This window comes from Variovorax fucosicus (assembly GCF_030316825.1).
In the GTDB taxonomy this organism is placed as follows: Bacteria; Pseudomonadota; Gammaproteobacteria; order Burkholderiales; family Burkholderiaceae_C; genus Variovorax; species Variovorax fucosicus.
In genome coordinates this window covers 433,371-456,700 of sequence record NZ_JASZYU010000002.1, presented here as the reverse complement: position 1 = coordinate 456,700, position 23,330 = coordinate 433,371, and the positions used below count along the sequence as shown (strand labels likewise).

Genomic DNA, 23,330 nt, shown 5'->3' with positions numbered 1-23,330 from the left:
GAGTCCCTTGTGTTGATGCTGCTGATTCAACTGTGCCTGCGCTGGCCGACCTGGCTTTTGCCAGCGGCTTCAGGTATTGAATCGCCCGCAGCGCGCGCCACCATTGCGCAATCCGCTATCAAAAAGATAGCAAATCAACACCGCACCCGGCTCGCGCCCATCCACGCGCCCCCACCCCGGCTGTCCTTGAGCTGACGCTCAGACGGCCGCCCGCGCTTTCGCGCGAAACGGCCACAGCATCCGGGGCCAAGCGGCAATTCCCCTCGTTTCGAGAAGCGTCGTCTGTGCATCGTTGGCCCGTCATGGGCCGGTAGAACGACACATAAGAGGACAACGCTCATGAAGCGGATGCTGATCAACGCCACGCAGCCGGAAGAACGCCGCCTGGCCATCGTCGACGGGCAGAAACTGCTCGACTACGAAATCGAAATCGAAGGGCGCGAACAGCGCAAGGGCAACATCTACAAGGCGGTCGTGACCCGGGTCGAACCCAGTCTCGAGGCCTGCTTCGTCGACTACGGCGAAGACCGCCACGGCTTCCTGCCGTTCAAGGAAATCTCCAAGCAGTACTTCGCCGAAGGCGTGTCAGCCAGCCAGGCCCGCATCCAGGACGCGATCCGCGAAGGCCAGGAACTGGTGGTTCAGGTCGAGAAGGAAGAGCGCGGCAACAAGGGTGCCGCACTCACCACCTTCATCTCGCTGGCCGGCCGCTATGTCGTGCTGATGCCGAACAATCCGCGCGGCGGCGGCGTGAGCCGGCGCATCGAGGGCGACGACCGCGCCGAGCTGAAAGAGGCGATGGATCAGCTGGAGTACCCCAAGGGTGCCAGCATCATCGCCCGCACTGCAGGCATCGGCCGTTCGGCGCCCGAACTGCAGTGGGATCTGAACTACCTGCTCAAGCTCTGGGCCGCCATCGACGGCGCGTCCAAGGGCGGCAAGGGCGCATTCCTGATCTACCAGGAATCGAGCCTCGTGATCCGTGCGATTCGTGACTATTTCAATCACGACATCGGCGACATCCTGATCGACACCGACGACATCTACGACCAGGCGCAGCAGTTCATGGCGCACGTCATGCCCGAGCATGCGGCCCGCGTGAAGCGCTACCGCGACGACGCGGCGCTGTTCTCGCGCTTCCAGATCGAGCATCAGATCGAATCGGCCTATGCCCGCACGGTGCAGTTGCCGAGCGGCGGCGCCATCGTGATCGACCACACCGAGGCACTGGTCTCGGTCGACGTGAACTCGGCGCGCGCCATCAAGGGCGGCGACATCGAAGAAACCGCTACCCGCACCAACCTCGAAGCCGCCGACGAAGTGGCCCGCCAGATGCGCCTGCGCGACCTGGGCGGCCTGATCGTCATCGACTTCATCGACATGGACGAGTCGAAGAACCGCCGCGAAGTCGAAAGCCGCCTGCGCGACGCGCTGCGGCAAGACCGCGCCCGCGTGCAATTCGGCTCGATCAGCAAGTTCGGCCTGATGGAAATGAGCCGCCAGCGCCTGAAGCCGGCGCTCAGCGAAGGCTCGTCGATCCCCTGCCCGCGCTGCGGCGGCTCGGGCCACATCCGCGACACCGAATCGAGCGCGCTGCAGATCCTGCGCATCATTCAGGAGGAGTGCCTGAAGGACAACACGGCCGCCGTGCACGTTCAGGTGCCGGTGGACGTCGCATCCTTCCTGCTGAACGAAAAGCGGCCCGAGATCGCCAAGATCGAGCTGAAGCAACGCGTCACCGTGGTGATGAAGCCGAACAAGACGCTCGAAACGCCAAACTACCGCTTGGAGCGGCTCAAACACGACGACCCGCGCCTCGACCACATCGAGCCCAGCTACAAGGTGGACGAGATCGAAGATCCGACCTCCATCACCCGGCGCTCGCAGGAGCCGACCAACAAGCAGACACCGGTGATCAAGGGCGTGCTGCCCGACGCACCGGCACCGGTCGCCATTCCCAAGCCCGAACCCGTGCGCGCTGCAGCGCCGGTGGCTACACCGGCACCCGTCGTGACCCCCGCTCCGACACCTGCTCCCGCCGAAACCGGCTTCTTCGGTTGGCTCAAGAGCTTCTTCGGCGGTACCCCGGCCCCCGCGCCCACCCCGACGCCGGCGCCGGTTGCTGCGCCGGAAGAGGCACCCCGGCAGCCGCGGCGCGAAGGCAGCCGCGGCGGCGAAGCCCGCGGTGGCCGTGACGGCGAGCAGCGCCGCGGCGGCCGAAGCGGCCGCGATGGCGAACGCCGTGGCGGCCGCTCAGGCGAGCGCCGCGAAGGGCGGCCTGAAGGCGAGCGACGCGAATCGCGCGCTGAGGGCGAGCGCCGTGAACCGCGCGCCGAAGGCGAGCGCCGTGAGCCCCGCGAAGCACGTGACCCGCAACAGCCGCGCGAACCGCGCCCGCCGCGTGACGGCGAGCGCCGAGGTGGCCGTGGCGAACGCCGCGATGGCGAGACCCGTGCCTTGCCGGTTGCGTCCGAAGGCATTCAGCAAGACCAGCTTGCAATGCCGGGCCAGGTTGCCGGTGAAGAGAACGTTGCGGCTGCGGGCGAACAGCGCCCGCCGCGCACCCGTGGTGAACGAGGAGAGCGGGGCGAACGCCGCGAACGAGGCGGTGAAGGCCGGCGCGAGCGCCGTGGCGACAGCGCTCCTGCGGCGAGCGACACCCTCCGCGCCGAGGCCGAGCCACCGATAGACACCGCAGCAGTCGTACCGGAGGACAGCGCTCCCGAAGCGCCGCGCGCCGAAGGCGAAGAACGCCGCGGCCGTTCACGCGACCGCTATGGCCGTGACCGCCGGGAACGTGCGCCGCGCGACGATGCAGAACCGGCTGCGGCGACGACTGGCGCCACCGAAGTCGAAGCCGACGCCCCGCCGACCCGCCTGGCCGCTGCCCCGGCCTTCGCAGCAGCGCCGCGCGAACACGTGGAGCCGGTGACCATCGTGCCGAGTGCTGTCGCACCCGCGCCGTCGAGTCGAGCGCTGCCCAAGGTAACGCCGTTCGAATTGCCATTGGCCCAACTCGCGCAGATCGCAGAAGGCTCCGGTCTGCACTGGGTCAACTCCGACGCCGAGCGCATTGCCCAGGCGCAGGCGGCGATTGCGGCCGAACCGCAGCCCGTGCATGTGCCGCGTCAACGACCGCCGGCAGTGGTTCTCGATGACGAGCCTCTGGTGTTGGTGGAGACCCGCAGGGATCTGACCCACGTGGTTCTGCCCTTTGAGCAGGCAACACCTCGGGACAACGTCGCCGTCTGAACCGAGACGGAGTGACTTCGAGCCCCTGGCGCCGGTGACGGCGCCAGGGGCTTTTTTGTTTGCCACGGCATCGGGTTAACCCGAAAGTGTGACTTTCTGCACTTCGGCGCGTAAAGACAACGCTTTCGATCTCGCACCGTTACTTTTATGTCATACAAAAGGACTACACTCTGTTTAATATTGCTGCGATGCACAAAAAGAGTCAGCAGGGAGCGGACAGAGGGTTGGAAGCCATGCTTTGTCGGATGGCTTACGACTTTTGTCGACAAGACGAAGTAGCTCAAATGTGTTCAAATTCTTGCGAATAGTAGTAAAGCGTTACACTGCCGATCTTTGACGCAGTGCCCTTTTTCAGGGGATTTCGATGTTCCGATCCGACTCCGCCGCTCACGGCCCCGTTGCCCCCCGCCTCGTTCCTGGAGGCGGCAATCCATCGCATCCGACGATCTATGTGCAGCCACGTCGGCTGACCGCAGTCGAACGCACTGCAAAGCGTGCGCTCGACATCGCAGGCGCCCTTACTTTCTTCGCGGTGTTCGGACCAATCTATCTTGTGGTCGCGCTGTGCGTGTTGATCAGCATGGGCCGGCCCGTTCACTTCTGGCAGAACCGTCTGGGTGCGGGCGGCCAACGCTTTCGCTTCTACAAGTTCCGTTCGATGCTGCAAAACTCGGAAGAAGTGCTCGATGAGTTCCTCAGCCGCAACGACATGGCGCGTACAGAGTGGGACACGTTCCAGAAGCTTGAAAAAGACCCGCGCATCACGCCGGTCGGCCAGTTCATCCGCAAGCTCAGCCTCGATGAACTGCCGCAGTTCTGGAATGTGCTGAAGGGCGACATGAGCCTGGTCGGCCCGCGTCCCTGCATGGAGCGGCAGCGCAGCCTGTACGGCAAGAGCTGGGCGCACTATTGCGAAATGCGCCCGGGCATCACCGGTCTCTGGCAAGTCAGCGGCCGCAACCGGCTGCCCTATGCCAAGCGCGTCGAGCTCGACGCAGAGTACGTCAACAACTGGTCGCTGTGGCTGGACATCAAGATCCTGCTGAAGACCGTCGGTGCTGTGGTCACCGGGGATGGCTCGCGTTGAACACCGTTCACCCTGTCGTGCTCTGCGGCGGCAGCGGTACGCGACTGTGGCCGCTGTCACGCAAGACATTGCCCAAGCAGTTCGCGCCGCTGATAGGCAATAAGAGCCTGTTGCAGCTCACGCTGGAACGGCTGCGCCTGCTCAATCCGTCAGTCACCTGCGTGGCGGCTGAAGAGCACCGTTTCCTGGTGCAGGAAGCGGTCGACGCGGCAGGCACGCGCGGCCGGCAGCTGCTGGAGCCGGTGGCGCGCAACACGGCAGCGGCGATGGCCGCAGCCGCACTGCTTGCCGAGCCCGAGCATCTGCTGTTGTTCGCGCCGGCCGATCACCACATACCGGATGCCGCACAGTTCGCATCGACGGTCACCAAGGGGATTGCAGCAGCGCTGGCAGGCCACATCGTGACCTTCGGGGTACTTCCCACATTTCCGAGCACCGCCTACGGCTACATCCAGCGCGGAAAGTTCCTCGATGACAGCAGCGACACCGACGCGCGACGCGTGGTGGCGTTCGTCGAAAAGCCCGATGCCGCGCGCGCCCAGCAGTTACTGTTGCAAGGCGACCATTTCTGGAATGCCGGCATCTTCCTGGTGCAAGCCAAGGTGCTGCTCGCGGCGCTGGCGGAACACGCGCCCGACATTCTGGAAGCCTGTCGGCATGCGACCGCTGCAGCGCAGGCGGATGGCGACTTCGTGCGCATGGACAGTGCGGCGTTCGAAGCATGCCGCAGCCAGAGCATCGACTATGCGGTGCTCGAAAGATATGCCCATGTGGCGGTGGTGCCCTTCGAGGGCGCCTGGAGCGATGTCGGCAGCTGGAACGCGGTCGCCGCCTTGCACGAGCCCGACGCAGAAGGCAATCGCATCAGCGGTCATGGTTTTTCGCTGGGTGCAACGAACACATTCATCCACGCGCCGACGCGTCCGGTGGTTGCGCTCGGTACCGAAAACCTTTTGATCGTCGACACGCCCGACGCACTGCTGGTCGCCTCCAGTGATTGCGCAGAGCAAGTCAAGGAAGTGGTCAGCCTGCTGACGACACGGGGGCGCAGCCAGGCGACCCGGCACCGCCGCGTGCCGCGCCCATGGGGTGCCTACGACAGCATCGACGACGGCGAGCGTTTCGCAGTGAAGCGCCTGACAGTGAAGCCCGGGGCCGGCTTGGCGCTGCGCATGCATCACCACCGTGCCGAGCATTGGGTTGTGGTTCAGGGCACCGCCATGGTCACGCGCGACAAGACCTCGATCCTGGTCAAGGAAAACGAGTCGGTCTATATCCCGCTCGGCGCTGTATACCGTCTCGAAAACCCCGGCAAGACGGTGCTGGAAGTGATTGAGGTACAAACCGGAAGCTACCTGGGCGAAGACGACATCGTTCGTTTCGAACAAGGCGGCGAAACGGCCTTGAAGCTGGCCTGAGGCCGGCGCGAGTCAGCATCCACCTCTTCAACGCGGCGCCTGCCGACGACACACATGAATGAACTGCAAAAGCGCATATATGTAGCCGGGCACCGCGGGATGGTGGGCAGTGCCATCGTGCGCAACCTGAAAGCCAGGGGCTACAAGACGATTCTGACGCGCAGCCATGATGAGCTCGATCTGACGGATCAAGCGCAGGTGCGACAGTTTTTTGCCGAGGAGAAGCCTGATCAGGTGTATCTCGCAGCGGCACGCGTCGGGGGCATTCATGCCAACAATGCCTACCCGGCGGAATTCATCTACTCCAACCTGATGGTGCAGACCAACGTCGTGCACGAAGCCTGGCTGACCGGCGTGCAGCAACTGCTGTTTCTGGGCTCCAGCTGCATCTACCCGAAGCTGGCAATGCAGCCGATGGCCGAGGAAACACTGTTGACGGGCAAGCTCGAGCCGACCAATGAGCCCTATGCCATCGCAAAGATTGCCGGCATCAAGCTCTGCGAGAGCTACAACCGGCAATACGGCACGGACTACCGCAGCGTGATGCCGACCAACCTGTATGGCCCCGGGGACAGCTACCACCCGCAGAACAGCCATGTGCTGCCTGCGATGATCCGGCGCTTTCACGAAGCCAAGCTGGCGGAAACGCCTGCCGTGGTGATCTGGGGCACGGGCACGGCCCGACGCGAGTTTCTCTACGTTGATGACATGGCGAGCGCTTCGGTTCATGTGATGACGCTTTCCGCTGCGCAATATGCCGGCCATACTCAGGCCATGGAAAGCCACATCAATGTCGGTACCGGAGAAGACCTGACGATCGCTGAACTCGCGGCGCTGGTGAGCGAAGTGGTCGGCTATGAGGGCCGCATCGAAACCGACCCCAGCAAGCCGGACGGCGCGCCGCGCAAGCTGCTGGACGTTTCGAAGATCCGTCAACTTGGCTGGCAGGCGAGCACGTCGTTGCGAGCCGGAATCGCACTGGCGTACCAGGATTTCCAGCATTCGCTGCAGAACGAGGAAGTGGCAGTTTGAGGCGCGGCATCTGATGCTCGCGTCACTCAACCGGTCATGTCACGCGGTCGATAATGATCATGACGACACACGCTGCCGGTAGTGGTCTGCAACAGTCGCTGCGGGGCGCGCTCGGCTCGGCCGGACACGTTCAGGCGCCGAGCGCACCGCAGCATGGCGAGCCCGATGCAAAGACCGCAACGGCCCACTCCGTGCTGGTGACGCATCCGGCCTTGCAGCATTCGCATCAGCTCGCGCTTGCGCTGCACGAACGGCAGCTCCTTCAGGCGTTCTGGTCTGGCGTGCCTGTTGCGACAGGCGACGAGCCTTTGCCATGGTGGCTGCCGCCCCGCTATCGACAACGCATGAGGCGGGTCGAGATCCCTGCTTCGCTGCGCGTACATCCTCTGCGCTTCCAGTTGATGATGCGCGCGACGTCGAAGCTCACCGTCGGCTTTGGCGGCGACCGCATCCATCGCATGTTCCACTGGTTCGACGCCTGGGCTGCAAAGCGCGTGCTCGCCTTGCGCCCCAAGACCGTGGTGGCCTACGAGAATGCGGCCTACCATACGTTTGCTGCGGCCAAGGCGGTGGGCGCGCGCTGCATCCTCGATGCTGCCGCGTTTCACCACAAGACGGTGTCCGAATTGCTGCACCCGGCCGATACGCCCTACACGTCGGAGGTCAACCGGCGCAAGGACGCCGAGATCGCGATGGCAGATCTCATCCTCACCTGCTCGCCTCTCGCCGCGGACAGCTACGCCGCGAATGGCGTCAGCCGCGGTCGGCTTCAACCCTTGCTGCTTGGCGCTGATCCGATACGGGGCTCGCTGAACACGCCGCCACCCCGCAAGGCCGGCCCCACACGTTTCATGTTCGCGGGGCCGCTGAGCCGTCGTAAATCGGTCGACCTGATCGTGGCCGCCTTCGAGCAGCTGCACAGGGAGGGACTGCCCTACGAGTTGAGTTTCGTGGGTGGCGTGGGCGACCCCGAACTGCTCGAGGCCGTCCAGAAGACCCCGGGTGCACGGTATCGTCCGAGCGTGCCGCAGGCACAACTTTTCGAGTTGATGGCCGAGGCCGATTGCCTGGTGCTGCCATCGCGGTCCGATTCGTTCGGGATGGTGGTTGCAGAGGCCATGTCATGCGGAACGCCGGCGCTGGTATCGACCCAGACGGGTGCCAAAGCCATCGTCGAAGCGTTTCCCGACAGCGGATGGATCATCGAGCCGGAGCTCGATGCGCTGTGTACCATGCTGCGTCAGCTGATCGCCGACCCCGAACTCCTTCGTGAGGCCCGCCTGCCTGCGGCACAGGCTTCGCAGGAGTTCTCCTGGGAGCGGTACCGCAATCGGGCCGGCAAGCTGGTAGAGGACTTTCTGCAATGATGCTGATGCGGGCGCTTTCTCGCCGACTCTCGCTTCCAGCCGACGCTGCGACCTTGTCGCGGGCGGGATCGCTGTTCATCGTTGTGTTCCTGCTGGTCGTGTTCGAGGGAGCGATCCGCAAATGGGTCGCGTCCTCCGCCACCCTGCCCCTCATCCTGTTGCGCGACCTGCTGGCCATGTACCTGGTCTTCTACGTTTGGAAGCGCGGCTACTTCCGTCGCCAAAAGAGCGTGACGGCAGTGCTGCTCGCCTGGTCGTGCTGTGTGGCCGCCTGGGGCATGCTCCAGGTGATGCTGACCGATGGAAACCCCTTGATCCTGCTGATCGGACTGCGCTTCTGGTTGCTGTATCTCTGGTTCGGTTACGCCGCAGCGGTGACGATGAACGAGTCGGACTATCGCGCGGCCATGCTGGTGTCGGGCGCGCTGCTGATCCTGTTGGCGCCGCTGGCAGTGCTTCAATACTATTCACCTCCTGGCGCGTTCATCAACAGCCAGGTCGACAGCGTTGAAGACGAGGTCTTCGTTGCGGTCAGCGGCGTCGTCCGCACCACCGGCACCTTCAGCTTCACTTCGGGCTACACGACCTTCCTTGCGGTGGCCGCGCCGCTCGCGCTCGCGGTGGCGAGCGCCAGAAAGCGCACGGTGCGGCAGCTGGCGTTCGCCGGCGCCGTGTTCGCCACCCTGGTGGTAGGCACCGTGGTCAGCGGCTCGCGCGGTGCCGTGATCTTCACAGGTGTGCTCGTCGGGCTGTTCGTGCTGGGCCAATTGCTGTTCTCGCGCACGGCAGACAAGGGCAAGGCGCTGGTGGGCGCGGTGGCGCTGCTGGGGATTGCCGGCCTGTTCGCGCTGGTGTTCCAGGGCGCGGTCGACACAACACAGCAGCGCTTTCAACAAGCATCCGAAGGAGAGGACTTCGTGGAGCGGCTGCTGACGACCTTCATCGGCGAAAGCAACATCTACAACGACTTCACCTGGATCGGACATGGCATCGGGCTGGGCTCCAATCTGGCCAACTATGTGCGAACCGGCAGTACCTCCTTCTTCGTTCTCGCTGAAACCGAGGCCGGCCGGACGTTGCTCGAGGGCGGACTGCTCGGCTACCTGTTCACCGCATTGAAGGTTCTTGTCATTGTCGTGGGCACGGGCAAGAGCCTGGCCATTGCGCTGCGCAGCGGCGCAATGGTTCCGCTGCTCCTGTGGCTCACCTTCTCGCTCGCATTCCTGGCATGGTCCGGCATCGGGCAACTGACCTCCAATGCGATGCTGGGGATCCTCTTTGGCTTTGCGCTGCTCTCGCTCAGATATCCCGCAATGGACATTTTTCCGAGACGTCTCGTCCGAAGTTGACGGGGGCGTCTTGAAAATCCTTCATCTGATCCCGTCCGTCGATCCTCGCAGCGGCGGAACCGCCGAGGGCCTGTTGCGCGTCCACATGGCGCTCGAGGCGATGGGTCACCGCAGCGAAGTACTGTCTCTCGACCCACCAGATGCACTGCATCTGCAGGCTTTTCCGGGGCAGGTTCACGCGCTCGGGCCCGTACGAGGCACCTATGGCTATACCTCGGCTCTGGTGCCGTGGCTGAAGCAGCATTCGCCGCAGTACGACGCGGTCATCGTCAATGGCCTCTGGCAATACGTCGGCCTGGCGGCCTGGCGGGTGTTGCGCCGTGCAGCGCCGGGCTACTACGTCTACAGCCACGGCATGCTGGATCCGTGGTTCAAGCGTCGCTATCCCCTCAAGCATCTGAAAAAATGGCTGTACTGGCCCTGGGGCGAGTACCGTGTTCTGCGCGATGCCAAGGCTGTCCTGTTCACCTGCGATGAAGAGCGGCGGATGGCACGCCAATCGTTCTGGCTCTACCGCTGTCGCGAAGCGACCAGCTCCTACGGCACTTCGGAGCCACCTCACGATGTCGATGGCCGGCTCTCGAACACCTTTCTGACAGCCTGGCCGCAATTGCAGGGCAAGCGCCTGGTGCTGTTCCTCGGCCGCATTCACGAGAAGAAAGGCTGTGATCTCCTGATCGAGGCCTTCGCGAAGGTCTGCGCCCGCGCGCCCGACGTGCATCTCGTGATGGCCGGCCCCGACCACGATGGCTGGACGACCCAGTTGCAGCAACGGGCCGCCCAGCTCGGGCTGACAGACCGCATCTGCTGGACCGGCATGCTGTCGGGCGACCTCAAGTGGGGCGCGTTTCATGCCAGCGAAGTCTTCTGCCTGCCATCGCACCAGGAAAACTTCGGTGTGGCCGTGGCGGAAGCGCTCGCATGCGGTCGGCCGGTGCTGATCTCCGACAAGGTCAATATCTGGCGCGAGATCGACGCCGACGCTGCCGGCTGGGTCGAACCCGACACGCTGGACGGCACGGTGCGCCTGCTCACGCGCTGGCTGGACGCACCGCTCGCGCAAGGCGCGGAACGACAGGCGGCAGCGCGCCGCTGCTTCGACCGGCGCTTCCGTATCGAAACAGTCGCGGCCAACCTGGTGCGCATCATCGGCGGATCACCGCCGGTCGCCCCGGACGGACACACCGCCAGCAAGGGCTCGCACGCTTGAAGATCCTCCTCTATGGCATCAATTTCGCGCCCGAGCTGACCGGCATCGGCAAGTACACCGGCGAAATGGCCGCCTGGCTGGCCGCAGCGGGTCACGACGTGCGGGTGGTCACTGCGCCGCCCTACTATCCCGATTGGGCGGTGTGGCCCGGCTACAGCGCGCGCCGCTACAAGCGCGAAGAATGGCGCGGCGTTGCCGTATTCCGCACCCCGGTCTGGGTGCCGCGCCGCGTGTCCGGCCTGACGCGGTTGTTGCACCTGGCGAGCTTCGGTCTCGCCAGCGTGCCCAGCCTGCTGGCCCAGTGGCGCTGGCGCCCCGATGTCGTCTGGATGACCGAGCCGCCCCTGGTGTGTGCGCCGGCCGCGCTGGCATTTGCGCGTTTGCGCGGCGCCCGCGCATGGCTCCATATCCAGGACTACGAAGTCGATGCCGCATTCGATCTCGGCTTGCTGAAAGGTGCGCGCCTGCGAACCGCGGTGACCGCCGCCGAGCGCTGGATCCTTCGCCGGTTCGATCGGGTGTCGACTATTTCGGAGCGCATGCTCGAACGGGCGCGCAGCAAGGGCGTTGACGATCGACGCCTCGTCTCACTGCCGAACTGGGCCGACGTATCGACGATCCGCCCCCTGACCGCCGCGAGCCCGTACCGCGCCGAACTCGGCATCGCGCCCGATGCCGTGGTAGCACTCTATTCCGGCAACATGGGCAACAAGCAGGGCCTCGAAATCCTTTCGGACGTGGCGCTGCTGCTGCAGGGCGACCCGGCGATCCAGTTTGTGTTCTGCGGCTTCGGCCCGGGACGCCTTCCTCTTGAACAACGCTGCCAAGGCTTGCCGAACGTGCGTTTTCTGGATCTGCAGCCGGTCGAACGGTTGGGCGATCTGCTCGGACTGGCCGATATCCACCTGTTGCCGCAGCGCGCCGATGCGGCCGACCTGGTCATGCCGTCCAAACTCACCGGCATGCTCAGCAGTGGCCGGGCTGTCATCGCGACGGCGCATGCAAACACCGAAGTGGGTGTGGTCGTTGCGCAATGCGGCCTCGTGGTTCCGCCCGAACAGCCAGCGGCGCTGGCCGCGGCGATTGCCGAACTCGCAGCCCAACCCGCGCTGCGTGCCGAATTCGGCAGCAAGGCGCGCGACTACGCGACGCAGCGCATCGCACAGGATGCCGTACTGCGCCAGTTCGAAGTCGACCTCCACGCCTGCACTTCACAACCGGCACCGCCATAAAAAAGGCCGCTCTTGGCGGCCTCTTTTCGGATTGTTTACTGCTCTTCGGGCAGGATGCTCTCGTAGTTGTAGTTGGTGTACCGGTAGCGCCCGTACTTGTAGCCACCATAGGCTCGCCGTTTGGCGTCCATGGCGTTCAGCAGCACCCCGGTCGCGGCCTTGCCACCGAGCGCCAGGCGCCGCGTGCTTTCCTTGAGCTCGCCCATGCTCGACAGGTTGGCGCGGGCCACCAGCAACACCGTCCCGGCATGCGTTGCAATGGCCGCCGTGTCCGACGCCACCAGCACCGGCGGCGTATCGATCACCACCATGTCGTACTGCTCGGAGAGACGTCCCAACGTGCTGGTGAACGAGTCCGAAGTCAGCAACTCGGCCGGATTGGGGGGCAACTGTCCGGTGGCGAGGAAGTCGAGGTTCGGCACCACCTGGCGGTGCACGGTCTGCTGGATCGTCAGGCTACCGGCAATCAGCTCCGAAAGACCGCCGTGGCGTTGCAGCCCGAGGTACTGGTGCAAGTGACCGCGCCGCAGGTCGGCATCGATCAGCAGTGTGCGTTTGCCAGCGGCGGCCATCAGCGCAGCAAAGTTCGAAGTCACGAAGCTCTTGCCCACGCCTGGCGTGGCGCCGGTGATCATCACGCGGTTGTTGGGAGCCTCCAGCATCGCGAACTGCATGGCCGTGCGCAGACTTCGCAGGCTTTCCACCGCCAGATCGTCCGGGCGTTCGATCGCGAGCAGGCGAACACCGGTGGCGCCAGTAAGACGCCGCTGCGCAATCTCGGTCTGCGCCACACTGACCGGGATGGTCGAGAACACCGGCAGCGCGGTCTGCGACTCGACTTCATGCGGATCCTTGATCCGTTGCTCGATCAGCGCATTGCGAATGAAGGCCACGACAATCCCGAGGAACAACCCGAGCGCAAACGCCACGGCGACGATGGTTCGACGGTTCGGCTTGATCGGCCCCTCGGGCACGACGGCTTCGTCCAGCACGCGCACATTGCCAACTTTGCCTTCCTTCACGAGGCGCAGTTGCATCGCGTTGTTCAGCAGGGATTGATAGAGCTCGGTGTTGACCTTGACGTCGCGCTCCATGCGGACGGCTTCCTGCTGCAATGCCGGCAGGCTCTTGATGCGGGTCTGCACATCACCGATGTCGCGCTGCAAGGCCGCGATCTGGGCATCGAGGGTCTGGACGCTCGGATGGGCCGACGTGAAGCGGCTCTCGAGGTCGCGGCGGCGCTGCTGCAGGTCGAGCAGCCGGGTCTGGCGATCGACAGCCGTGCCCAGAACCAGCGAGGCTTCTTCGGTGAACGCGACGGTGCCCTTCTGGTTCCGATACCGGTTGTAGACCTCCTCCGACTGTTCGAGCTGGCGCTTGAACATGGGCAATTGAACATCGAGAAAGCTCAGCGTCTTTTGTGCTTCGGCCGCCTTGCGTTCGACGTTCTGACGCACGTACTGCGCGCCGACGGCATTCAGGACGCGTGCCAGCTGAACCGGATTGTTGTCCTCCATGGACACATTGATGATGCCGGACTGCTTTCCTTTTTCGGTCAGACCCAGCCGTGCCTGCAAGCTGCCGATGGTCGACAGCCTGGACAGCTTGGTCAGCGAGTACTCTGCGCCGGGCTTGCCGGCCAGTTCGGCGACAGTCAACTCGATCGGGCCATCCCGCGTATCGGCCTTCAGCGGCGTTCCGACGGTACCGGTCAGCGGCTGCGCCAGCGTCGGGTGCTGCAGCGCATACTGCCCGCCGCCCTTGGCCACCACGGTGAACGTGTTCGCCTCGAGCCGCGCGGGCACGTTGAAGTTCGCGACGACGATTTGCTCTGTACCCGACACATAGCCCGGCATGCCAAGGAAACCGGGATCGGACAATCCGGTGGCACGCCGTGCGAGCCAACCGCCCACATACGGCACGTAGCGGGGTGTCGCCACGATGTCGAGCTTGGTGGCATCGATGGCCTGGCCCAGCACGGTGCGCGAGCGGATGATTTCCATCTCGGCGCTGGACGGTGTCTTGACGTCGAACGCGCTCGTTGCCTCAGCCAGGAAAGTCTTGGAGGCACCTTCGGTATCTTCGACCTGGATCAACAGGTTCGACTCGTAAACCGGTCGCTGCAATGCCGCGTAAACCACGCCGATCGCCAGTACGACCAGCGCGATGGCGGCGATCAGCCACTTCTGCGCGACCAGGGCTTCGAAGTAGTGCCCGAGTTCAACCTCGTCCTCCGCAACAGTCGCAGGTGCAGGCGCGTTGGACGGCGAAAGGGTCGAGTGCGTAGCGGTGGAGTTCATTGGCTGGATACTCTGGAAATTCGATGAACCCATTGCGTTGCGCCGTCTTCGATCAGCGCAAGCGATGTCAGAAACGCGCTACGACCGGCCTGGTAAGGATCCGGAACGTCGCGCTTGTTGTGTTCGCACAGGCGGAACACCTTGCCATTGGTAAATGGATAGCGCTGCTCCACTGCGCGACGCTGCTCGGTGTCCATGACAAGGATGAGATCGGCACGCTGGCACAGATCGAGGCTGATCTGGCGCGCCCGGTGCTCGTCGATGCTCACGCCGCGCTCCTGCATCAGTTCGCAGGCGAGCGGATCTGCGGGATGGCCGACCATCGCGCCGAGCCCCGCCGACGAAACCTCGCAATCCGGCAATGCCGCCGCCATCAGGCCTTGGGCCATGGGGCTGCGGCAGATGTTGCCAAGGCACACGGTGAGAACGTGGTGGATGGCCATGGGCCGCGTCAATTCTTGCCGCTCTTGGGCAGATCGCGAACCGATGCCGCGGTGCTCGTGGACGGCAGGATCAGGTTCGCAACGCGGCTGAAGACCACCAACGGCACCGGATCGACAAAGACCACGTCCTTGGGCTTGAGCGCAAAGCCGTCGGCGAGCGCAATCGCACTGGCGGTGCGGGCATCCAGGTGGAAAACCGTCTGGCCGCCGTCAGGGAGATTGCGAATAACGTAGATCTGGCGCGGATCGGCGGTATTGAGGTTGATGCCTCCGACCTCGGTAAGCGCGTCGTTCAGGCTCAGCCTCCCGTTGCGCATCAGCACGCCGGTTTGCACCCCCACTTCGCCCATCACGGTGACCTTGCTCTCGTCGCGGCTGCGCACCGTCAGCATGTCGCCGTTCTGCAGCATGATGCGCGACGGATCGACACCCGCGTCGGTCAGGGTGTTCATGTCGATGCGCGTGGTGCGGCCGTTTCGCGTCAGCATCACGAAAGATTTGTCACCGGTCAGGGCAAGCCCGCCAGCCCGGTTGATCGCTTCGGACAGCGTCATCGGGATATCTGTGAAAACCAGCAGGCCGGGCTGCCTCACCTCACCTTCGATGTAGGCGCGCTTGCTGCGAAACGCCGCCACGCGAACACTGAGCTGCGGATTCTTGAAGACCTTCGACAAACGCTGCAGCAGGACGTCCTCGAGTTCCTGAATCGTCAGGCCTGCAGCCTTGAGCGTGCCTGCATAGGGAAAACTCAGATTGCCGGTGTTCGAAACGATGAAACCGGGTGCCGGCGATACGCTGCCGACATCGGCCCCACCCACGGGCGGCAATCCGCTGAACACGAGTTCGGGGTGGTCGAAGACCAGGATGCCGATCACGTCGCCTGGGCCGATCTTGTAGGGCTCGGGCTGGGCGACGAGCGCCTGCACGTCGGCCGCGATTCCGGCCGGACGCGCCGATTTCTGGACGCGGATCAACTCGCGCGTGATCGGCGTCAGGAACCCCTCGGGCGGCTGATCGCCCTCCGCTCCGGCGCCGAGTTTCAGATCCGTGTTCACGGGTCGGCCTTCGCTTCGCATGGAATCGAAGCTCGGCGCGAGGACGCAACCGCCCAGCAGGCTCACGGAAGCAAGCAGCACGGTATGTAAGAAGAAACGTTTCAAACCTGGCTCCAAGGCGTGACCCAAATGAATACTTTTGCTAACAGTTACCGAATGTACAGCAACCGGGCCGCTATTCAAAGGTTTCTTGGCCTAGCGCTTCCGGCAGAGTGATCGAACGTGAGAAACCCGACGGTTTCAGCTGTTTCCAAGCTGGGCGGCCCGCTTCCAGGCGGCCGAAGCCTGTTCGGCATCGTCCCGCCCCTCAGCCAGTTGGGCTAGCGCCTGCCAGGCACGGCGGTACAACTCCGCATCCTGGAGGCCAAGGCCGGCCTGGGTCAGCAACTGCTGAGCTTTGCCCCACAACTGGCGCTTCATGCAGGTCATGCCCGCAAGATACTGTAGGTTGGGGTCGCGCGGGTTATTTCGTTGCGCAGCTTCGATGCGGGCCAGCCAGTCGGCATCGACCGAGTCAAGGCCGGCCTCGAGCGCGCGCACCAGCTTCACGCGCGACGTATCGCCGAGCCCCTGGGGGTGCTCAACCATGCGATCCCAGATGGGCAGCAGCCAGGCTCTTGCCAACGCCAGGTCGCCACGCAGCAACACCATGCGCTGGGCGGCGTGAATCGCCACTTCGGGCAACTCGCGCTCGACCCGCTCCAGTTCGGTCCAGGCGCGCAGCAACTGGGCCGGATCGTGCGCACCCGACAGCAATTCGGTGGCCAGCCCGCGCACGATGCTCTGCGCGACCGCATCGGAGAATGCGCGGTGCTTGGCGAGCAGGCGTGCCGTCTCCAGCGCCTCCAGCGTGCGGCGATCCTGGCGCGCCGCCTTCAGGCGCAGGCGCAAGGCCAGCGTGCGGCGCTGGGCTCCCTGCGGCAGTTCTTCGAGCCGAGCCAGCGCGGCGGCCGCATCGCGGTCTTCCAGCGCCCAGCGCGCGGCGCGGAGTTGCACGCCCTCGCGGGTTTCGGGGCTGACCAGCGCACCACGTTCGGCGCTTTCGTTCAGGGCGTGCTGCAAATGGGCATCGCGCGCACCCCGGTCCAGCAGCGCTTGTGCGCTTTCGGCGGCCAGCAGATGCGACAGCACGCGCACCTGCTGCGCCTGCGGCAGCCGGGCGTCCAGTGCCGCCAGCGTGCGCTCTTGCGCCAGCGCGGCTTGCGCTGCCTTGCGGGCACGTGAGAAGCGGCCGGCCAGCAACTGGGCGATGGTGTCGAGCACGGCTGCATGCAGCGCGCGCTCTTTCTGCTGCAGGCGCCATTGGCGCGCCTGTCGCGGCAGCGAGAACAGTGCTGACAGCGCCCGCAGCGCCACGTGCAGCAGGATGAACGCGCCCAGCAGCAGCAGCAGCACCAGATTGAGCGAGAGGTCGACCCGCCAGGGCGGCCAGAACACCGTGACCGTGCCCTGGTTGTTCCCGGCAAACAACGCCGTCGCCGCCGCCACGCCGAACAGCGCAAGGAGCCAGAGTGCGGCGCGCATTCCCGCTAGCGTCCTGCCGCCGCGGTCGCCAGCGCGGCCAGAGTGTCGTCGACGCGCGGCGGGGTGGTCGACTTTACCTGGCCCTGCAGTTGCTGCAGCAGCGTGGCTGCGGCCTGGGTGCGGCGCGATGCGGGATCGAAGTATTTGTTCAATGTGGCGGACACGGTCGCGAGTTCGGTGCGCGCCGTGTCGACCTGGCGCGACAGCAGCGCCAGCCGCGCATTCAGCAACGTGAGCTTGAGGTTTTCGCGCAGAAAGAAGGTCTGATCCGGGGCCAGCAGCACGGCTTCGGGCCGGTCGATGCGTCCCACGCGCACCAAGGAACGGGCTTCCTGGCGCACCAGCAGCAAACCGCGCTGCCACCAGGGCGCATCCGCCGGGATGGCTTCGGTCGGCCATGGGCTGGTGGCACCGCCGCCGCGCACTCCCACTGCATTCAGCGTGGGCAGTTCGTCGACACCCCGCATCAACTCGTCGAGCTTCTGCAGCGCTTCGCCGCTGTCGCTGCTGGCGCTGGTACGGATGCGGTCGGCATCGCGCTGCATGGCGCGCTGCAAAGGTGCCAGCCGCGGTTGGGCGGCACGTGCAATGCGCTGGTCGCCTGCCTTGAGCGCGGCCAGCAAGGGCTCGGCATTGCCGGTGACCTGCGCCTGCTGGAGCGCCAGGCGCACGGCCGACTCGATGTCCACCACCAGGTTCTCGTCGCGCGAGCGAGAAAGGCTCTGCATCAGCTCTTCGAGTTGCGAGCGTTGCAGCGCGACCTCGCCGACACGGGTCTCGGCCAGTGCCAACCGTGCCGCCGTGTCGCGCACCGTTTCCTGGGCCTGTCGTGCCAGCGTGCGCGCTTCGGTCGCCTGTGCCAGCGAATCTGCGCTCTGGCGCGCCAGTTGTTCCTGCATCGAGGAGACCTTCTGCCAGAGGGCGAGCGCCACCACGAGCGCCACCACCGCCACCAGCGCGAGCAGACCGAGCCCGATGCGCGACAGCAGCAGGGCCGCATCTTGCACAGCGACCGGCCGGCTCACCGACACAGGCGCCGGCACCGGGGCTTCGGACAGGGTCTCGTCGGGCATGGCTGCGGCGCTCATGCGTTCAATTCTATCGACGCGACCAGGGCGGCCACCGTCGGCGACGAAGTTCGCACCACACCGAAACCGGCCTCTTGCGCCGCCTGTGCAATGCGTGGGTGGGTTGCCACCGCACGCGCCGCCTGCCAGCCGACGCCGGGCAGCGCACGGCACAGGTTGCCGATCGCTTCGGAACTGCTGAACAGCCAGGTTGCCGCGCCTTGCGCGCCTTCCATGGCCAATTGGCGACCGGCTGGATCGAGGATGGGAGCGAGGCGGCGGTAGGCGACCAGCGCCTCGACCACGCCGCCGGCCGCCTCGATGCGGCGCGCCAGCCAGTCGCGTCCCGTGGCCTGACCCGATGCATCGCCGCCGCGCACGATCAGCACGCGCGTGCCGGCCTGCACCTGCGGCTGCACGCGAGCCCAGAGCGCTTCCGAGTCGAACTGCGCCGCGTCCGGCGCCGGCGCATCGATCGCATCGGCAGGCACGCCGGCTTCGCGCAGGGCGTGCACGGTGCCAGGCCCGGTCGCCCAGCAACGCACCGACGGGACCGGCGCTGTGTTGCGATGGGGCTCAAAGAAATGCTCGACGGCCGCTGCGCTGACGAACATCAGCGCCGCATGATGGCCCGCCTGTGTACGTGCCGCGCGCAGGCGGGTCGGATCCGATACGGGTTCGATGGCGATCAAGGGCAACGCCACCGCATCGAGCCCCGCGGCTTGCAGCGCCTCCACCCAGCGCGCCGCATCGCGCGCCGGTCGGGTCACGATCACGCGGCGCGACGGCATCGTCCGGGAGTCAGCGCGCACCAGCCTGGCGCAATGCCTCGGCCGCTTGCTGGCCAAGCCGGTTGGCGGCATCGGCATCGGTGGCTTCGCCCTGGCATTGCGCACGCAGCAGCGAGGCGCTTTCGGTGTCGCCCCAGGCCGCATCGATGCGCAGTGCACCGTCGGGCTGCCAGCGCGCATGCGCGGCCAGTGGCATCGAGCAGCTGCCGCCCATCGCACGGCTCACCGCACGCTCGGCCGCCGTGGCCAGGGTGTCGGCGCGATGCGCGAGCGGCGCGAGCAGGTCGATCAGATCGCGCCGGTCGGCCCGCACCTCGATGCCCAGGGCGCCCTGCCCCGCGGCCGGCAGCATCGTGTCGGCATCGAACGCAATACGGATACGGCTTTCGAGCCCGAGCCGCTTGAGCCCGGCCGCGGCGAGCACGATCGCGTCGTACTGGCCCTCGTCGAGCTTGCGCAGGCGGGTGTCGAGGTTGCCGCGCAGCGGCTCGATGCGCAGATCCGGCCGTAGCGCCCGCAGCAGCACGACGCGGCGCAGGCTCGAAGTGCCGACCACGGCGCCCTGCGGCAGCTCATCGAGCGAGGCGTAGCGTGGCGACACCAGCGCGTCGCGCGGGTCTTCGCGCTCGAGCACGCAGGCCAGTGCAAAGCCGTCGGGCAGATCCATCGGCACATCCTTGAGCGAATGAACCGCGATGTCGGCACGACCATTTTCGAGCGCCGACTCGAGTTCTTTCACGAACAACCCCTTGCCGCCCACCTTGCTGAGCGAGCGATCGAGGATCTGGTCGCCGCGTGTGGTCATGCCGAGCAGCGTGACCGCATGGCCTCGTTCTTGCAGCAATGCTTTCACGTGCTCCGCCTGCCACAGTGCCAGACGGCTTTCGCGCGTGGCGATCACGATGTTGCTCAAAGCCGATTTCCGCGTATGAATATGACCCGCGGGATGCTAGCATGTTGCGCTGCAGCAACGCCCATTCGCCCCGCCACCCGAGGAGATAAGTCGAAGTGAAGACCAACAAGACGCCGCCGGCCGCCAAGCGCCCCAAGAGCGACGACCAGCCCCTGATCGACGACATCCGGCTGCTGGGCCGCATCCTCGGCGATGTGATTCGCGAGCAGGAAGGCGAAGACACCTACGCGCTGGTCGAAAAGATCCGCACTCTTTCAGTCGCCTTCCGGCGCGATGCCGATCATGGCGCCGATCGGTCGCTCAAGAACCTGCTCAAGGGCCTGAGCGCCGCCGAAACGGTTCGCGTGATCCGGGCCTTCACCTACTTCAGCCACCTCGCCAACCTGGCCGAGGATCGGCACCAGATCCGGCGCCGTACCGACGTCGACCGCGCCGGCGACAGTGTCGAGGGCAGCCTGCAGACGGCGCTCGCGCGCATCCGCAAGGCTGGCATCACGCCGGCCGCGGTGGTCGAGAGCCTGGCCCACAGCTACGTGTCGCCGGTACTGACCGCCCACCCGACCGAAGTGCAGCGCAAGAGCATCCTCGATGCTGAACGCGGCATCGCCCAGCTGATCACCTTGCGCGACGAAATCCGCCAGCGCCAGCAACTGTTCGCCGGCCGGAAAGACGCGCTGACGCCGCTCGAGCTGGCCGACAACGAGCACCAGTTGCGCACCCGTGTCACGCAGATCTGGCAAACCCGCCTGCTGCGCTTTTCCAAGCTCACCGTGGCCGACGAAATCGAGAACGCGCTGAGCTACTACGAAGCGACCTTCCTGCGCGAGATTCCGCGCGTCTACGCCGAACTCGAGCAGGCGCTTGGCCAGGACGGCATCGCGCCGTTCCTGCGCATGGGCCAATGGATCGGTGGCGACCGCGACGGCAACCCCAACGTCAGCGCGCAAACGCTCGAATACGCGCTCAAGCGCCAGTCCGAGCTGGTGCTGCGCCACTACCTCACCGAGGTGCACTACCTCGGCAGCGAACTCTCGCTGTCGGCCACGCTGGTTGACGTGACGGTGGAGATGCAGGCGCTGGCCGAGCGCTCGCCCGACGCCAACGAACACCGCCACGACGAGCCCTACCGGCGCGCACTGACCGGCGTCTATTCCCGCCTGGCGGCCACGCTCAAGAAGCTGACCGGCGGCGACGCGGCGCGCCACGCGGTGCCGCCGCAGAACCCGTACCCGAACGCAGAGGAGTTCCTGGCCGACCTGCGCACGGTGGCCGAGTCGCTGCGCGAAAAGCACGGCGGCGTGCTCGTCGCCCATCGCATCGGCCCGCTGATCCGCGCGGTCGAGGTGTTCGGCTTCCACCTGGCCACGGTCGACCTGCGCCAGAGTTCCGACAAGCACGAAGCGGTCGTTGCCGACCTGCTGGCCCACGCCCGCATCGAGCCCGACTACGCAGCGCTCGATGAAGAGGCCAAGCAGGCGCTGCTGCTGCGCCTGCTCGACGACGCGCGACCGCTGCGCGTGCCCGATGTCGAGTACACCCCGCTTACGCAGAGCGAACTCGCGATCTTTGCGGCCGCGCGCACGATGCGCGCGACTTACGGCACAGCGGCCATCCGCCACTACATCATCAGCCACACCGAGACCGTGAGCGATCTGCTCGAGGCGCTGGTGCTGCAGAAAGAAGTGGGACTGCTGCGCGGCACGCTCAGTGCCGATGCGACGGTCGACCTGATCGTGGTGCCGCTGTTCGAAACCATCGAGGATCTGCGCAATGCCGCGCCGATCGTGCGCGCCTACTACGCGCTGCCGGGCATCGCAGCGCTGGTACAGCGCTCGGGCGCCGAGCAGGACGTGATGCTGGGTTACAGCGACAGCAACAAGGACGGCGGCATCTTCACCAGTAACTGGGAGCTGTACCGCACCGGCACCGCGCTGGTGGCTCTGTTCGACGAGCTCGACCTGGGCATCCGCTTGCGCATGTTCCATGGCCGTGGCGGCACCGTCGGCCGCGGCGGCGGCCCGAGCTACCAGGCGATCCTCGCGCAGCCGCCCGGCACGGTGCGCGGCCAGATCCGGCTGACCGAGCAGGGCGAGGTGATCGGCTCCAAGTACGCCAACCGCGAGATCGGCCGGCGCAACCTGGAGACGCTGGTCGCGGCAACGCTCGAAGCCACCTTGCTGCCGCCGGCGAAAGCGGCCCCTGCATCGTTCATGGCCGCGGCCACCGTGCTGTCGGCGGCGAGCATGGCCGCCTACCGCAAGCTGGTCTACGAAACGCCGGGCTTCGGCGACTACTTCTTCGGCGCAACGCCGATCCGCGAGATCGCCGAACTCAACATCGGCTCGCGCCCCGCGTCGCGCAACCCGAGCCACAAGATCGAAGACCTGCGCGCCGTGCCCTGGAGCTTCAGCTGGGGCCAGTGCCGGCTCACCTTGCCGGGCTGGTACGGCTTCGGCTCGGCCATCGAGCAGTTCCTCGGCGAAGGCAAACCGGCCGAGCGCAAGGAGCGCCAGGCGCTGCTGCAGCGCATGTACGCGCAGTGGCCGTTCTTCCGCACGCTGCTGTCCAACATGGACATGGTGCTGGCCAAGAGCGACCTTGCGCTGGCCTCGCGCTATGCCGAGCTGGTGGCCGACCGCAAACTGCGTCAAAAGGTCTTTTCGATGATTGAGGCAGAATGGCATCGCACCTCCGATGCGCTGACGCTGATCACCGGCGCGAAACAGCGGCTCGAAGGCAACGCCGATATGCAGCGTTCGGTGCGACACAGATTCCCTTACATCGACCCGCTGCACCATCTGCAGGTCGAACTCATGCGGCGATACCGCGCCGGCGAAGGCGGCGAGCGGTTGCAACGCGGCATTCACATCTCCATCAACGGCGTTGCGGCCGGTTTGCGCAACACCGGTTGACCTGTTGGGCGCGTGCGGCGCGCCCTCCTACACCCTTATCCGCGCAAGACTGCGCGGTTTTTTGCTGCGCGCACGTAGCCTGACTTCGAGTCCGAATGGGAGGCGTTTTGGCCTTGCCATGGCGGACACTGCACAGGGGCGCTGCCATGTCTTTCAAGCACCTGCTGGGTACTCCCGGCACTTCCACTTCGGTCGATTTCGTTCCCGGCGACCTCGCCGCACTGGCCTCCCACATGCAACATTGCGCGCGCTCGCGCGGGTCGATGTCGGGCCTGAAGTCCGCCTTGCAGAAGGGTCGGGCGGTTGCCGCCGGACGTCTCGTCACGATGGCGTGCATCGGCGCAGTTCTCGCGATCGTGGTGTTGGCCATGGCCTGAG

17 protein-coding genes are annotated in these 23,330 nt (G+C 65.6%); 10 read left to right on the top strand and 7 right to left on the bottom strand.

The genetic code is table 11. From position 1 onward, the window contains the following. The first annotated feature begins 339 nt into the window (after positions 1-339). The 8 genes from QTI05_RS14230 to QTI05_RS14195 all read left to right on the top strand — a co-directional run bounded on the left by QTI05_RS14230 (position 340) and on the right by QTI05_RS14195 (position 11,947). Positions 340-3,252, top strand: coding sequence for an Rne/Rng family ribonuclease (locus tag QTI05_RS14230; protein WP_286545520.1), 2,913 nt, complete (start codon positions 340-342; stop codon positions 3,250-3,252). Positions 3,253-3,703: 451 nt separating this feature from the next. Next, positions 3,704-4,339 carry a sugar transferase gene (locus QTI05_RS14225; protein WP_286657834.1) on the top strand — a complete coding sequence of 212 codons (636 nt, stop codon included), beginning with the start codon at positions 3,704-3,706 and terminating at the stop codon, positions 4,337-4,339. After that, positions 4,336-5,757: a mannose-1-phosphate guanylyltransferase/mannose-6-phosphate isomerase gene (locus tag QTI05_RS14220; protein ID WP_286545518.1), complete on the top strand. Its 1,422-nt coding sequence runs from the start codon at positions 4,336-4,338 to the stop codon at positions 5,755-5,757. Before QTI05_RS14225 ends, QTI05_RS14220 begins: the two co-directional genes overlap by 4 nt. Before the next feature lie 54 nt (positions 5,758-5,811). Beyond that, on the top strand, positions 5,812-6,789 hold the full coding sequence (gene fcl, locus QTI05_RS14215; RefSeq protein WP_286621875.1) for a GDP-L-fucose synthase: 978 nt from the start codon (positions 5,812-5,814) through the stop codon (positions 6,787-6,789). 59 nt (positions 6,790-6,848) lie between these two features. Further along, a complete protein-coding gene (locus tag QTI05_RS14210; protein WP_286621873.1) occupies positions 6,849-8,156 on the top strand; it encodes a glycosyltransferase family 4 protein in 1,308 nt (435 codons plus the stop codon). Continuing rightward, positions 8,153-9,505 carry a hypothetical protein gene (locus QTI05_RS14205; protein WP_286657821.1) on the top strand — a complete coding sequence of 451 codons (1,353 nt, stop codon included), beginning with the start codon at positions 8,153-8,155 and terminating at the stop codon, positions 9,503-9,505. Before QTI05_RS14210 ends, QTI05_RS14205 begins: the two co-directional genes overlap by 4 nt. A 10-nt stretch (positions 9,506-9,515) precedes the next feature. Continuing rightward, positions 9,516-10,715, top strand: a complete 1,200-nt coding sequence (locus tag QTI05_RS14200; RefSeq protein WP_286621871.1) for a glycosyltransferase — start codon at positions 9,516-9,518, stop codon at positions 10,713-10,715. Beyond that, on the top strand, positions 10,712-11,947 hold the full coding sequence (locus QTI05_RS14195; RefSeq protein ID WP_286621868.1) for a glycosyltransferase WbuB: 1,236 nt from the start codon (positions 10,712-10,714) through the stop codon (positions 11,945-11,947). Before QTI05_RS14200 ends, QTI05_RS14195 begins: the two co-directional genes overlap by 4 nt. Before the next feature lie 35 nt (positions 11,948-11,982). Here QTI05_RS14195 and QTI05_RS14190 read toward each other — a convergent pair whose 3' ends face one another. The 7 genes from QTI05_RS14190 to hemC all read right to left on the bottom strand — a co-directional run bounded on the left by QTI05_RS14190 (position 11,983) and on the right by hemC (position 20,040). Further along, positions 11,983-14,247 (bottom strand): polysaccharide biosynthesis tyrosine autokinase, encoded by a 2,265-nt coding sequence (locus QTI05_RS14190; protein ID WP_286545512.1) that lies wholly within the window; start codon positions 14,245-14,247, stop codon positions 11,983-11,985. Beyond that, positions 14,244-14,690 (bottom strand): low molecular weight protein-tyrosine-phosphatase, encoded by a 447-nt coding sequence (locus tag QTI05_RS14185; RefSeq protein ID WP_444812905.1) that lies wholly within the window; start codon positions 14,688-14,690, stop codon positions 14,244-14,246. The genes QTI05_RS14190 and QTI05_RS14185 overlap by 4 nt, the downstream gene beginning before the upstream one ends. 8 nt (positions 14,691-14,698) lie before the next feature. After that, the gene (locus tag QTI05_RS14180; RefSeq protein ID WP_286621866.1) at positions 14,699-15,862 is read right to left on the bottom strand and encodes a polysaccharide biosynthesis/export family protein; all 1,164 of its coding nucleotides are present in this window, start codon (positions 15,860-15,862) and stop codon (positions 14,699-14,701) included. A gap of 123 nt (positions 15,863-15,985) precedes the next feature. Beyond that, positions 15,986-17,269 carry a heme biosynthesis protein HemY gene (locus tag QTI05_RS14175; protein ID WP_286621865.1) on the bottom strand — a complete coding sequence of 428 codons (1,284 nt, stop codon included), beginning with the start codon at positions 17,267-17,269 and terminating at the stop codon, positions 15,986-15,988. Positions 17,270-17,274: 5 nt separating this feature from the next. Next, complete coding sequence (locus tag QTI05_RS14170) at positions 17,275-18,357, bottom strand: uroporphyrinogen-III C-methyltransferase (RefSeq protein WP_286545509.1); 1,083 nt, start codon at positions 18,355-18,357, stop codon at positions 17,275-17,277. Next, positions 18,354-19,127: a uroporphyrinogen-III synthase gene (locus QTI05_RS14165; protein ID WP_286621864.1), complete on the bottom strand. Its 774-nt coding sequence runs from the start codon at positions 19,125-19,127 to the stop codon at positions 18,354-18,356. Before QTI05_RS14165 ends, QTI05_RS14170 begins: the two co-directional genes overlap by 4 nt. A 10-nt stretch (positions 19,128-19,137) precedes the next feature. Beyond that, positions 19,138-20,040 carry a hydroxymethylbilane synthase gene (hemC, locus tag QTI05_RS14160; RefSeq protein ID WP_444812904.1) on the bottom strand — a complete coding sequence of 301 codons (903 nt, stop codon included), beginning with the start codon at positions 20,038-20,040 and terminating at the stop codon, positions 19,138-19,140. Between the two features lie 95 nt (positions 20,041-20,135). Between hemC and ppc the strand changes: the two genes are divergently transcribed. After that, complete coding sequence (gene ppc / locus QTI05_RS14155) at positions 20,136-22,952, top strand: phosphoenolpyruvate carboxylase (protein WP_286621861.1); 2,817 nt, start codon at positions 20,136-20,138, stop codon at positions 22,950-22,952. A gap of 146 nt (positions 22,953-23,098) precedes the next feature. Beyond that, complete coding sequence (locus tag QTI05_RS14150) at positions 23,099-23,329, top strand: hypothetical protein (protein ID WP_286545506.1); 231 nt, start codon at positions 23,099-23,101, stop codon at positions 23,327-23,329. Position 23,330 lies beyond the last annotated feature (1 nt).